The sequence below is a fragment of the Streptomyces sp. NPDC017943 genome (assembly GCF_044328425.1).
GTDB classification, from domain to species: Bacteria; Actinomycetota; Actinomycetes; order Streptomycetales; family Streptomycetaceae; genus Streptomyces; species Streptomyces djakartensis_A.
On sequence record NZ_JBIRHH010000008.1, the window covers coordinates 282,227 to 294,760 of the forward strand.

Annotated in this window: 11 protein-coding genes and 1 tRNA gene; 9 read left to right on the plus strand and 3 right to left on the minus strand. The window is 72.0% G+C overall.

Annotated elements, in window-relative coordinates; all coding sequences use genetic code 11:
* Positions 1-100 precede the first annotated feature (100 nt).
* On the minus strand, positions 101-1,630 hold the full coding sequence (locus ACH4C6_RS26245; protein WP_398111038.1) for a potassium/proton antiporter: 1,530 nt from the start codon (positions 1,628-1,630) through the stop codon (positions 101-103).
* Positions 1,631-1,868: 238 nt separating this feature from the next.
* Here ACH4C6_RS26245 and ACH4C6_RS26250 point away from each other — a divergent pair, with 238 nt between their 5' ends.
* Positions 1,869-4,742, plus strand: coding sequence for a penicillin acylase family protein (locus ACH4C6_RS26250; RefSeq protein WP_398111039.1), 2,874 nt, complete (start codon positions 1,869-1,871; stop codon positions 4,740-4,742).
* Positions 4,743-4,802: 60 nt separating this feature from the next.
* On the opposite strand, the gene ACH4C6_RS26255 is transcribed toward ACH4C6_RS26250, so the two are convergent.
* Positions 4,803-5,363, minus strand: coding sequence for a 5-formyltetrahydrofolate cyclo-ligase (locus ACH4C6_RS26255; RefSeq protein WP_398111040.1), 561 nt, complete (start codon positions 5,361-5,363; stop codon positions 4,803-4,805).
* 156 nt (positions 5,364-5,519) lie between these two features.
* Between ACH4C6_RS26255 and galU the strand changes: the two genes are divergently transcribed.
* The 7 genes from galU (at position 5,520) to ACH4C6_RS26290 (ending at position 11,042) form a co-directional block, all read left to right on the plus strand.
* Positions 5,520-6,422 (plus strand): UTP--glucose-1-phosphate uridylyltransferase GalU, encoded by a 903-nt coding sequence (galU, locus tag ACH4C6_RS26260; RefSeq protein ID WP_398111041.1) that lies wholly within the window; start codon positions 5,520-5,522, stop codon positions 6,420-6,422.
* 4 nt (positions 6,423-6,426) lie between these two features.
* Positions 6,427-7,767 carry a gephyrin-like molybdotransferase Glp gene (gene glp, locus ACH4C6_RS26265; RefSeq protein ID WP_398111042.1) on the plus strand — a complete coding sequence of 447 codons (1,341 nt, stop codon included), beginning with the start codon at positions 6,427-6,429 and terminating at the stop codon, positions 7,765-7,767.
* Between the two features lie 81 nt (positions 7,768-7,848).
* Entirely contained in the window at positions 7,849-8,358 is a 510-nt protein-coding gene (gene moaC, locus ACH4C6_RS26270; protein ID WP_376326778.1) for a cyclic pyranopterin monophosphate synthase MoaC, read from the plus strand.
* On the plus strand, positions 8,355-8,891 hold the full coding sequence (locus ACH4C6_RS26275) for a molybdenum cofactor biosynthesis protein B (protein WP_398111043.1): 537 nt from the start codon (positions 8,355-8,357) through the stop codon (positions 8,889-8,891). Before moaC ends, ACH4C6_RS26275 begins: the two co-directional genes overlap by 4 nt.
* Positions 8,892-8,914: 23 nt before the next feature.
* The gene (locus ACH4C6_RS26280) at positions 8,915-9,535 is read left to right on the plus strand and encodes a GNAT family N-acetyltransferase (protein WP_398111147.1); all 621 of its coding nucleotides are present in this window, start codon (positions 8,915-8,917) and stop codon (positions 9,533-9,535) included.
* Positions 9,536-9,707: 172 nt separating this feature from the next.
* Complete coding sequence (gene glpR, locus ACH4C6_RS26285; protein ID WP_398111044.1) at positions 9,708-10,886, plus strand: gephyrin-like molybdotransferase receptor GlpR; 1,179 nt, start codon at positions 9,708-9,710, stop codon at positions 10,884-10,886.
* Between the two features lie 82 nt (positions 10,887-10,968).
* Positions 10,969-11,042, plus strand: a tRNA-Ala gene (locus ACH4C6_RS26290).
* Positions 11,043-11,175: 133 nt separating this feature from the next.
* Here ACH4C6_RS26290 and ACH4C6_RS26295 read toward each other — a convergent pair.
* On the minus strand, positions 11,176-11,664 hold the full coding sequence (locus tag ACH4C6_RS26295; protein WP_398111045.1) for a GNAT family N-acetyltransferase: 489 nt from the start codon (positions 11,662-11,664) through the stop codon (positions 11,176-11,178).
* Between the two features lie 60 nt (positions 11,665-11,724).
* Between ACH4C6_RS26295 and ACH4C6_RS26300 the strand changes: the two genes are divergently transcribed.
* Positions 11,725-12,528 (plus strand): exodeoxyribonuclease III, encoded by an 804-nt coding sequence (locus ACH4C6_RS26300; RefSeq protein ID WP_398111046.1) that lies wholly within the window; start codon positions 11,725-11,727, stop codon positions 12,526-12,528.
* Positions 12,529-12,534: the final 6 nt, after the last annotated feature.

Genomic DNA, 12,534 nt, shown 5'->3' on the forward strand with positions numbered 1-12,534 from the left:
CCTTCATCTTACAGGGATCAAGGGCTGCCCGGCCTGTGAAAGCGAGCACCATGGGGCGCCCGCCCTGCAATACCAAAAGGCCAAAAGGGGCAAAGCGCCCTCAGGGCTTCGGTCCGCCCGTGCCCAGCCATCCGGCGAGCTTGCCCCCGTGGCCCACGGCCCGCAGCCGGTTCTCGGCCGCGTCCCGCACCGGGTCCGTGGCGACCACCAGGAGCTCGTCTCCCCGCTGCAGGATCGTCGTCGGCAGCGGGACGAACGACTCGCCCCCGCGCACCACGAGCGTCACGGCGGCACCGTGCGGCAGCCGCAGTTCGGCCACCTCCACGCCGTGCATCTTCGACCCCGCGGGGATCGCCACGGACAGCAGGTGCCCGTGCAGCCGCCCCAGGGGGGCCGACTCGATGCCGAGGTCCGCGGCCTCCGCGTCCTCCCCGAGGCGCAGTGTGCGGCCCAGCCAGGGCAGCGTGGGGCCCTGGACCAGGGTGTAGACGACGACCAGGACGAAGACGATGTTGAAGATCCGGTCGCTTCCGGTGACGCCCTTCACCATCGGGATGGTCGCCAGGATGATGGGCACCGCCCCGCGCAGGCCCGCCCAGGACATCAGCGCCGACTCCCGCCAGGGCACCCGGAACGGGGTCAGGCAGGCGAACACCCCCAGCGGCCGCGCCACCATCGTCAGGACCAGCCCGATGACCAGCGCGGGCACGATGTCGTCGCCCAGTTCGTGCGGGGTGACGAGCAGGCCGAGCATCACGAACATGCCGATCTGCGCCAGCCAGCCGAGCCCGTCGGCGAAGCCGCGCGTGGCCGGCCAGTGCGGCAGCCGCGCGTTGCCCATCACCATCGCGGCCAGGTAGACCGCGAGGAAGCCGCTGCCGTGGGCCAGCGCGCCCGCCGCGTACGCCACGACGGCGATGGCCATGACGGCGATGGGGTAGAGGCCGGACGCGGGCAGCGCCACGTGCCTGAGCCCCCAGGAGCCGAGCCAGCCCACCGCGAGGCCGATGGCCGCGCCGATCGCCAGTTCCAGCAGGATCTCGCCCAGCAGCACGTACCAGTGCTCGACCGGCCCGGCGGTGGACAGGGACACCACGAGGATGACCACGGGGGCGTCGTTGAAGCCGGACTCCGCCTCGAGCGTGCCCTTCACGCGCGCGGGGAGGGGGATCTTGCGCAGCACGGAGAACACGGCGGCCGCGTCGGTCGAGGAGACCACCGCCCCGATGATCAGCGCCTGCCGCCACTCCAGCCCGACCAGGTAGTGCGCGGCCGACGCCGTGACCCCGACGCTCACCGCGACACCGGCCAGCGCCAGTGCCGTGGCGGCCGGCATCACCGGCTCGATCTCCTTCCACTTCGTGCCCAGGCCGCCCTCGGCCAGGATCACGACCAGGGCCGCGTACCCGATGACCTGGGTCAGCTCGGCGTTGTCGAAGTGGATGTCACCCACGCCGTCCTGGCCCATGGCGACGCCGATCCCCAGGTACACGAGCAGGCTGGGGAGCCCGCTGCGCGAGGAGATCCGTACCGCTGCGACGGCGACGAGCAGGACGAGCGAGCAGACGAGCAGGAGCTGGTTGAGGTGATGGACAGTCAGCGGCCGAATCCTTCCCTGGCCCGCACGCACGCGCGCGTGGGCTCACGTACATCGCACATGACGCAGTGGCGCATCGCGCCAACTACTTCGTTACCTTACCTAACTCTTGACGATTTCTTGACACTCGAGAAGGCAAGATCGAACGTCCGTCCGTGCCGGTTCCCGACTCCGCGTCAAGGGGCGCAAGGCCCTGCGCCTATCGTTGCTCCAGCGCTCAGTTAAAAGCACAGCCGAACCTGCCGCTCGCGTTAGGACAGCAAGGACAGCGATGCCCACCGACACCACCGCCTCCACGGGTCAGCAGCCCGGCAAGTCCGGCAGGAGAAAGGGGCGCAAGGCCCGTCTCCTCGTGCTCGTCCTGGTGCTGGCCCTCCTCGGGGGCGTCGCCTTCGGCGCGTACTGGACCATCAGCACGGTCCGGGCCTCCTTCCCGCAGACCACGGGCACCCTCACGCTCAAGGGCCTGTCGGGCCCGGTCGAGGTCAAACGGGACGGCTACGGCATCCCGCAGATCTACGCCTCCTCCGACGCCGACCTGTTCATGGCGCAGGGCTACGTCCAGGCGCAGGACCGGTTCTACGAGATGGACGTGCGCCGCCACATGGCCGCCGGCCGGCTCTCGGAGATGTTCGGCAAGAGCCAGGTCGACAACGACGAGTTCCTGCGCACCCTCGGCTGGGACCGCGTCGCCCGGCGCGAGTACGAGACCAAGCTGTCGGCGTCCACGAAGAAGTACCTCCAGGCCTACGCCGAGGGCGTCAACGCCTACCTCCAGGGCAAGGACGGCGAGGACATCTCCCTGGAGTACGCGGCGCTGGGCTTCACCAACGACTACAAGCCGCACAAGTGGAGCCCGGTCGACTCGATCTCCTGGCTGAAGGCGATGGCCTGGGACCTGCGCGGCAACATGCAGGACGAGATCGACCGCGCCCTGCTCACCAGCCGCCTGGGACCGAAGCAGATCGCCGACCTGTACCCGCAGTACCCGTACAGCCGGAACAAGGCGATCGTGCAGGAGGGCCAGGTCGACGCGCTGACGGGCACCTTCACCCAGGGCGACTCGTCCGGCACCGGCGGAACGGCCGGGAGTTCCGGGACCTCCGGCACCTCCGGCACCTCCGGGACGCCCGGCGCGAACGGGACCGGCGGCACCGGCTCGGGCACGTCGGGCAGTTCGGGCACTTCGGGCGCGTCGGGCACCCCGGGTGGCTCCGCCGGGACGTCCGGCCCGTCCGGCACCTCGGGCGTGGAGAGCCAGCTCACCGGCCTCACCCGGGTGCTGGACGACCTGCCCCCGGCCGTCGGCGTGAACGGGGACGGCATCGGCTCCAACTCCTGGGTCGTGCGCGGGGACCACACCATCACCGGCAAGCCGCTGCTGGCCAACGACCCGCACCTGTCGCCCTCGCTGCCCTCCGTCTGGTACCAGATGGGCCTGCACTGCCGCAGCGTCTCCAGCGCCTGCCAGTACGACGTCAGCGGCTACACCTTCGCCGGGATGCCCGGCGTGATCATCGGCCACAACCAGGACATCGCCTGGGGCATGACCAACTCCGGCGTCGACGTCACGGACCTCTACCTGGAGAAGATCACCGGCGACGGCTACCAGTACGACGGCAAGATCAAGCCATTCACCACGCGCGAGGAGACCATCAAGGTCGCCGGCGGGACGCCCAAGAAGATCGTCGTCCGCGAGACCAACAACGGGCCCCTGCTGTCCGACCGCGACGAGGAACTCGTGACGGTCGGCCGCAAGGCCACCGTCGACACCGCCGCACCCGACCGGGGCGACGGCTACGGCGTCGCGCTGCGCTGGACCGCCCTGCAGCCGGGCCGGACCATGGACGCCGTCTTCGCCATGGGCAGGGCGAAGGACTGGACCGGCTTCCGCAAGGCCGCGACCCTGTTCGAGGTCCCCTCGCAGAACCTGGTCTACGCCGACACCGAGGACAACATCGGCTACACCCTGCCCGGGAAGATCCCCACGCGCGCGAAGGACCACGACGGTTCCGTCCCCGCACCCGGCTGGGACCCCGACTACCGCTGGACCGGCTACCTCCCGCAGGACGCGCTGCCCTACGAGTACAACCCCGAGCGCGGCTACATCGTCACCGCCAACCAGGCCGTGATCGACGAGGACAAGTACCCCCACACCCTCACCACGGACTGGGGCTACGGCGCGCGCAGCCAGCGGATCACCGACCTGATCCAGTCGAAGATCAAGGACGGCGGCAAGGTCTCCACCGACGACATGCGGCAGATGCAGCTGGACAACAGCAGCGAGATCGCCCGGCTGCTGGTGCCCACGCTGCTGAAGATCGACCCGGAGAACAAGGACGTCCGCCAGGCGCAGAAGCTGCTGGAGGGCTGGGACTACACCCAGGACGCCGACTCGGCCGCCGCCGCGTACTTCAACGCCGTCTGGCGCAACGTCCTCAAGCTCGCCTTCGGCAACAAGCTGCCCAAGGAGCTGCGCGCCAAGGGCCAGTGCCTGTGGGTCAAGCCGGTCAACACCACCGGCCCCGCCGACGAGGCCGGGGAGGTCCGCGAGTGCGGCCGCCGCGACCCCGACCGGGCCCAGCCCGACGGCGGCGACCGCTGGTACGAGGTGGTCCGCACGCTGATGAGCCAGCCGGACAGCGACTGGTGGAGGACGCCCGAGGTGGGCACCCGCGACGGTGCCGTCAACCGCGACCAGCTGCTCAAGCGGGCCATGGTCGACGCCCGCTGGGAGCTGACCGCCAAGCTCGGCAAGGACATCGACTCCTGGAGCTGGGGCCGGCTGCACCGCCTGTTCCTGAAGAACCAGACCCTCGGCACGGCCGGGCCCGGCTTCGTCCGCCAGGCCCTCAACCGCGGTCCCTGGGAGCTCGGCGGCGGCGAGGCCACGGTCAACGCCACCGGCTGGAACGCCGCCGGCGGCTACGGGGTGGTGTGGGTGCCGTCCATGCGGATGGTGGTGAACCTCGGCGACCTCGACAAGTCCCGCTGGATCAACCTCACCGGCGCCTCCGGGCACGCCTACAGCGCCCACTACGTCGACCAGACGGACAAGTGGGCCGACGGCGAACTGCTGCCGTGGTCCTTCTCGGACCGGGCGGTGGACGGCAGCACGACCGACAAGCTCGTGCTCAAGCCCTGAGCGGCTGGCACCGGCGGCACGGCGACGGCCCTCCACGCGTGCGTGGAGGGCCGTTCGCCGTCAGGACGGCCGGCCGAACCGCCGTACCCCCGACGGTGTCACCGCCGCGTGCACCGGACGGTCGTGCGGCTCCTCCGGGACGCGCCCGACGACCTCGTCGTCGTACAGCAGCACCACCAGGGCGGGATGCGCACCCGCGCGCTCCAGCCGTGCCAGCACCCGGTCGTAGGAGCCTCCGCCGCGCCCCAGCCGCATCCCCCGGGTGTCGACCGCGAGCCCCGGCAGCAGGACGGCGTCCGCCCCCGTCACGGCGTCCGGCCCGAGGCGCTCGCCCGCCGGCTCGTACAGGGCCATCCGGCCGCCGTGCCGGACGCGCACCAGTGAGGCCTCGCCCTCGTACACGCCCCAGTCGAGGTCGTTGTCCGGCAGCAGCACCGGCAGCAGCACGCGCACGCCCCGGGCGCACAGAGCGTCGAGGAGCGTGAGCGTGCCCGGTTCACTCCCCACCGAGACGTACGCCGCGACCGTTCCGGCGTGGGCCAACTCCGGCAGCCCCAGCGCTCGCCCGGCCAGCGCGGCCGCCGTTTCCCGCAGGTCATCCGCTGTCAACCTGCTTCTCATCTGAATTAGTCCGCGCCTCAAGGTGCGCTTGCTAGCCTCGCCCGGACGTGCGAAGTGACTCAATAGTTGCTCCCTTACCGTCGCAATCAGCTCATATGAGTACCAATGCATCGGAGCAGCAGATTCCAGCACAATGCAGCGGCTAGGGTGTCGGACATGACACAGTCCCACCCTCGGATCAGCAAGGCTGTCATCCCCGCGGCAGGCCTCGGCACCCGGTTTCTGCCGGCCACCAAGGCCACCCCGAAGGAGATGCTGCCGGTCGTCGACAAGCCGGCGATCCAGTACGTGGTCGAGGAGGCCGTCGCGGCGGGTCTCGATGACGTCCTCATGGTGACGGGCCGCAACAAGCGCCCCCTCGAGGACCACTTCGACCGCAACTACGAGCTGGAATCGGCCCTGCTGAAGAAGGGTGACGAGAACCGCCTCGCCAAGGTCCAGGAGTCCAGCGACCTCGCGACGATGCACTACGTGCGCCAGGGCGACCCCAGGGGCCTCGGCCACGCCGTCCTGTGCGCCGCCCCGCACGTCGGCGACGAGCCCTTCGCCGTCCTCCTCGGCGACGACCTGATCGACCCCCGCGACCCCCTCCTCCAGCGCATGGTCGAGGTCCAGGAGCAGCGCGGCGGCAGCGTCGTCGCCCTCATGGAGGTCGCCCCGGAGCAGATCCACCTCTACGGCTGCGCGGCCGTGGAGACCACCGAGGACAGCGACGTCGTCAAGGTCGGCGGCTTGGTCGAGAAGCCCGACCCGGCCGACGCGCCCTCCAACTACGCGATCATCGGCCGCTACGTCCTGGACCCGAACATCTTCGAGGTCCTGCGCCGCACTGAGCCCGGCCGCGGCGGCGAGATCCAGCTGACCGACGCCCTCCAGCAGCTCGCCGAGGACGAGAAGATCGGCGGCCCGGTGCACGGCGTCGTCTTCAAGGGCCGCCGCTATGACACCGGCGACCGCGGCGACTACCTGCGTGCCATTGTCCGCCTCGCGTGCGAACGTGAAGACCTGGGCCCGGAGTTCCGGACCTGGCTTCGCAGTTACGTAGCCGAGGAGATGTAGCACGTTGAGCAGCGCCGCGCCCCGCGTCACCGGCCACGACCACGCCGGCTCCGGCCACCTGTGGTCGGTGGACGAGCACCTGGAGGACATCCTCGCCACCGTCCGGCCCCTGGAACCCATCGAGCTGCACCTGCTCGACGCCCAGGGCTGCGTCCTCGTCGAGGACGTCACGGTGCCCGTGTCGCTGCCGCCCTTCGACAACAGCTCGATGGACGGCTACGCGGTGCGGGTCGCGGACGTGGCGGGCGCGAGCGAGGAGTTCCCGGCCTCCCTGGAGGTCGTCGGGGACGTGGCCGCGGGCCAGGCCGACCCTCTCCACGTGGGGCCCGGCCAGGCCGCCCGCATCATGACCGGCGCCCCGCTGCCGCCCGGCGCCGAGACCGTCGTGCCCGTGGAGTGGACCGACGGCGGGCTCGGCGAGGGCCCGGTGCACGGCATGCGCGCCCGCAGCCTCGCCCCCGAGGGCGCCACCGGGCAGGTGCAGGTCCACCGCCCGGCCGGACCCCGCGCGCACGTGCGCGCGAAGGGCAGCGACGTGAAGGCCGGCGACCGCGCCCTCCAGGCGGGCACGATCCTCGGCCCGCCGCAGATCGCCCTGCTCGCCGCGATCGGCCGCGGCACCGTCCGCGTACGCCCCCGCCCGCGCGTGGTGGTGCTCTCCACCGGCAGCGAACTCGTCCAGCCCGACACGGAACTGCGCACGGGTCAGATCTACGACTCCAACAGCTTCGCCCTCACCGCGGCCGCCCGGGACGCCGGGGCCATCGCCTACCGCGTGGGCGCCGTCGCCGACGACGCCGAGACCCTGCGCTCCACCATCGAGGACCAGCTGGTCCGCGCCGACCTGGTGGTCACCACGGGCGGCGTCAGCGTCGGCGCCTACGACGTCGTCAAGGAGGCCCTGGCCCACGTCGGTGACGAGGACGAGCCCGGCAGCGGCGTGGAGTTCCGCAAGCTCGCCATGCAGCCCGGCAAACCCCAGGGCTTCGGCTCCATCGGCCCCGACCACACCCCGCTGCTGGCCCTGCCCGGCAACCCGGTGTCCTCGTACGTCTCCTTCGAGCTGTTCGTCCGCCCGGCCATCCGCACCCTCATGGGCCTGGACGACGTGCACCGCCCCACGACCCGGGCCACGCTCGTCGCGGACAAGGCGCTGACCTCGCCGAAGGGCCGCCGGCAGTTCCTGCGCGCCACCTGCTCCGGCAGCCGTGTCACCCCCGTCGGCGGGGCCGGGTCCCACCTGGTCGCCGCCCTCGCCCACGCGGACGCCCTCATCGTCGTCCCCGAGGACACCGAGTCCGTCGAGCCGGGCACCGAGGTCGAGGTGGTCCTGCTCGGCCGATAGCCCCTGGTTGGGGGTACCGTGTCGCGCACAGCAGGCCCCGCGCCGCACCGCGACGGGCCCGGACCGGGAGCGCCACACAGCATGAGCACGCAGGACCCACCCAGGCGGGACGGCCCCGCACAGGACCGGCTGACGCACATCGACGAGGCGGGCGCGGCCCGCATGGTCGACGTCTCGGACAAGGACGTCACCGCGCGCACCGCGCGCGCCAGCGGACGCGTCCTGGTCTCGCCCCGCGTGATCGAACTGCTGCGCGGCGAGGGCGTCCCCAAGGGCGACGCCCTCGCGACCGCGCGGATCGCCGGGATCATGGGCGCCAAACGCACCCCCGACCTCATCCCGCTCTGCCACCCGTTGTCGGTGTCCGGTGTGAAACTGGACCTGTCGGTCGCGGACGACGCCGTGGAGATCCTGGCCACCGTGAAGACGACGGACCGCACGGGCGTCGAGATGGAGGCCCTCACCGCGGTCTCCGTCGCCGCGCTCACCGTGATCGACATGGTCAAGGCGGTCGACAAGGGAGCGGTCATCACGGACGTGCGAGTGGAGGAGAAGACGGGCGGCAAGTCGGGCGACTGGAGCCGGGCATGACACACGACGCGCCGACCGGTGACGCGCTGCCGGACCCGTACCGCGCGCTGGTCGTCACCGCCTCGAACCGGGCCGCCGCCGGCGTCTACGAGGACAAGGGCGGTCCGCTCATCGCCGACGGCCTGAAGCGCTTCGGCTTCGCCGTCGACGGCCCCCAGGTCGTCCCCGACGGCGACCCCGTCGAGGCGGCCCTGCGCGCCGGGGTCGACGCCGGCTACGACGTGATCGTCACCACCGGCGGCACGGGCATCTCGCCCACCGACCGCACCCCCGAGGCCACCCGCCGGGTGATCCACCACGAGGTGCCCGGCATCGCCGAGGCGGTCCGGGCGTTCGGCCGGGAGAAGGTGCCGACCGCGGCCCTGTCCCGCGGTCTGGCCGGAGTGGCCGGGAGCACCCTGATCGTCAACCTGCCCGGATCCAGCGGCGGTGTGAAGGACGGCCTCACCGTCCTGGAGCCGCTGCTCGTCCACGCCGTCGAGCAGCTGCGCGGCGGCGACCACCCGAGACCCGGCAGTGGGGGTGCGAGCTGAACCGCCCATCCTGGCCCGCCGAGCTGGTGGACGGCGACATCGTCCTCAGGCCCATAAAGCTGCGCGACCAGCGGGCGTGGCGCGACGTCAACCGGCGCAACCGCGACTGGCTGCGCCCCTGGGAGGCGACGATCCCGCCGCCCACGCCGGGCGGGCCCCTGACGCACCGGCCGACCTTCCGCCAGATGGTGCGCCACCTGCGGTCGGAGGCGAACGCGGGCCGGATGCTGCCCTTCGTCATCGAGTACCAGGGGCAGCTGGTCGGGCAGCTGACGGTCGCCGGGATCACCTGGGGCTCGATGTGCTCGGGGCACATCGGCTACTGGGTGGACGAGGCGGTGGCCGGGCGCGGCGTGATGCCCACGGCCGTCGCCCTCGTGACGGACCACTGTTTCCGCACGGTCGGACTGCACCGCATCGAGGTCTGCATTCGCCCGGAGAACGGGCCGAGCCGCCGGGTGGTGGAGAAACTCGGATTCCGCGAGGAGGGGCTGCGGCCGCGTTATCTGCACATCGACGGCGCCTGGCGCGACCATCTCGTCTTCGCGCTCACCGCGGAGGAAGTGCCGGACGGGCTGCTCAGGCGCTGGCACCGGGCGCGCGCGCAGAGTAATCCGGGAATGCGCCACCACCCCGGAAATTGAATGCGTGTTCGAAATTGATCGCCGGATGACCGTCTCGCGGTCATGAATTCCCGGCCCGAGCGGTCTGCTGATCGCATCGGTCACAAGAAAAGTTCGAAATATCAGCCAGATCGTGCGACACACCGGCTCAATTGGCAGATGGCCTCACGCAAACCCCTCTACGGTGTGAGGCGTGAGCAGCAGCGGCCTCATCTACGCAGTCATTGTCGGGGCCTGGGCCGCCTACTTGGTGCCGATGTGGCTCCGTAGGCAGGACGAGCTGAACGAGGCCCGTCCGACGGAACGCTTCAGCACCGCCATCCGGCTCCTGTCCGGAAAGGCGGCCATGGAGCGCCGGTACGCCAAGGACCTGCGGGCGCGCTCCACCGAGGAGGGGGAGCAGGACGCCGGCGACCTGGACGCCGCCACCGAGTCGGTGGACGTCCGGGCCTTCGCCGTGTCCAAGACCCGCCCGCACACCCAGGTGCCCGTACCGTCGCCCGCCCCCGACCAGCCGGCCCACCCGGCACCGGACCCGGCCGGCCGCGACCGCACCCGCGACCGCGCGTCCGTCCCCGCCGCCCGGCGCCCCTCGCCGCAGGCCGAGGCGGCCGCAGCGCGGGCCCGGCGCTCGAAGGTCCTCGCGCGCCGCCGGCGCACCACGATCATGCTCTTCCTCGCCTTCACCCTCGGCGCGATCGTCGCGGCCGTCGGCGGACTCGCGTTCCTGTGGGCTCCCGGCGTGCCCGCGGTCATGCTCAGCGTGTACATCGCCTACCTGCGCTCCCAGGAGCGCCGGCGGTTCGCCTACCAGATGGACCGCCGCATGGCCGAGGTCGCGGCCCAGCGGCTGCGCGAGCGGCAGCGCCAGCCCCGCAGGCGCCTGGCGGCCGACGAGGCGGCCGCCGAGCCGGAGGAGGGGCCCGAGCCGGTCTCCGACCCCGGGCTGTCCGCCCTCGCGGCCGACCGGCGCGCCCTCGTCGAGCAGACCGACCACGCCGAGTGGGTCGACCAGCAGCGCGAACGGCAGCGGCGGCCCGGCCAGGGTGGCGACAGCTGGGAGCCGGTGCCGGTGCCCCTGCCGACGTACGTGACCGCCCCGGTCGCCCCGCGGGCCACCAGCGACGTCGACCTCGGCGCCCCCGACACCTGGAGCTCGGCCCGCTCCAGCGCGGTCGCGCCGGACGCCGAGCACGAGAGCGCGCCCGCCGAGCCGGCCGCGGCGGACCCCCGCCCCCAGGAGCCGGCCGACGACGACGGGCGCAGCGACGCACGCCGCGCGGCCTCCGCCCGACGGGCCCGGGAGCGCGGACGCACGCCCCTGTTCGACCAGTACGAGGACGGCGAGCGCCCCCGGGCGGCCAACGAGTAGCCCGCGAACCCGCAGGTGGCCGCCCCTTCGGAACGGATTTCCAAGCAGGCCGATCGGGGTGCTAAAGTTTCACTCGTTGCAAGGGCCTGTGGCGCAGTCCGGTAGCGCACCTCGTTCGCATCGAGGGGGCCAGGGGTTCAAATCCCCTCAGGTCCACGCAGCTCAGAGCCCGGTCGGGAAACCGACCGGGCTCTGACGTATGTTCAGGGCCCGCTCGGCCGAGCCGGTGGCCGGCGGCGGCCCGCGCCGGGTGACACGGGCCACAGCAGCCACATCTGCTGAGCGCCCGTCAGCCGCCCGCCCGCAGGTCCTTGGCGAAGCAGCGGCTCGCCTCGTGATGACGGTAGTAGCCGAACTTCCCGCAGGGCGCGTAGCCGCTGGACGTGTACAGGGCGATGGCCTCGGGCTGCTTGGTGCCGGTCTCCAGGACCATGCGCCGGCGGCCCGCCGCCCGGGCGTCCTCCTCCAGCGCGGCCAGGATGCGGCGGGCCAGGCCACGGCCGCGCATCTGCTCGATCACGTACATCCGCTTGAGCTCGGCGTCGCCGTCGAGGTTGCCCTCGCCGTTGGCGTCCTGGGTGCGCCAGCCGCCCGAGGCGACCGGTGTGCCGTCCGCGTCGTAGGCGACCAGGTAGGTGCCGTTCGGCGGGTCGAAGTCGGCGGCGGCCATGGGGGTGGCGTCGCCGTCGTCCCCGTAGCGGACGGCGTACTCGGCCTGGACCTGGTCGCTGAGCTTCATGGCGTCGGGGTGGTCGAAGGAGACCCGGCGTATGTCCATGACGGATACGGTATGCGATCCGGAACTGGACGCAGTCCAGGGTGCCGGTATCGTGCCGGGGTGCTGACTGTGACCTCTGTGAATGTGAACGGGCTGCGGGCCGCCGCGAAGAAGGGCTTCGTGGAGTGGCTCGCCGGGACCGCGGCCGACGTGCTGTGCCTCCAGGAGGTGCGGGCCGAACCGGAGCAGCTGCCCGAACACGTCCGGGCGCCCGAGGGCTGGCACGTCGTGCACGCGCCGGCCGCCGCGAAGGGCCGTGCCGGGGTGTCCCTCTACAGCCGCCGCGCACCCGACCGGGTGCGGATCGGTTTCGGCTCCGCCGAGTTCGACGGCAGCGGCCGGTACGTGGAGGCGGACCTGCCGGGCGTCACCGTCGCCTCGCTGTACCTGCCCTCCGGCGAGGTCGGCACGGAGCGGCAGGACGAGAAGGAGCGCTTCATGGGCGAGTTCCTCCCCCACCTGAAGGAGCTGCGGCAACGGGCCGCCGCCGAGGGGCGCGAGGTGCTGGTCTGCGGCGACTGGAACATCGCCCACGAGAGGGCCGACCTGAAGAACTGGCGCGGCAACCAGAAGTCCTCCGGCTTCCTGCCCGAGGAGCGCGCCTGGCTGACCAGGGTCTTCGACCCGGCGGACGGCGGCTACACCGACGTGGTCCGCGCCCTCCACCCGGACACGGAGGGCCCGTACTCGTGGTGGTCCTACCGGGGGCGGGCCTTCGACAACGACACAGGTTGGCGCATCGACTACCACATCTCCACCCCGGGGCTCGCCGAGCGGGCCGTCAAGGGGTTCGTGGAGCGCGCCGCCACGCACGCCGAGCGGTGGTCCGACCACGCCCCCGTGACCGTCGTCTACGACCGCTAGACCGGT

What these genes read in the sequence shown, in the direction of transcription:
- ACH4C6_RS26250 (WP_398111039.1), top strand. Translation starts at nt 1,869, where the DNA reads ATGCCCACCGACACCACCGCCTCCACGGGTCAGCAGCCCGGCAAGTCC.
- ACH4C6_RS26255 (WP_398111040.1), bottom strand. Translation starts at nt 5,363, where the DNA reads ATGAGAAGCAGGTTGACAGCGGATGACCTGCGGGAAACGGCGGCCGCG.
- galU (WP_398111041.1), top strand. Translation starts at nt 5,520, where the DNA reads ATGACACAGTCCCACCCTCGGATCAGCAAGGCTGTCATCCCCGCGGCA.
- moaC (WP_376326778.1), top strand. Translation starts at nt 7,849, where the DNA reads ATGAGCACGCAGGACCCACCCAGGCGGGACGGCCCCGCACAGGACCGG.
- ACH4C6_RS26275 (WP_398111043.1), top strand. Translation starts at nt 8,355, where the DNA reads ATGACACACGACGCGCCGACCGGTGACGCGCTGCCGGACCCGTACCGC.
- ACH4C6_RS26295 (WP_398111045.1), bottom strand. Translation starts at nt 11,664, where the DNA reads ATGGACATACGCCGGGTCTCCTTCGACCACCCCGACGCCATGAAGCTC.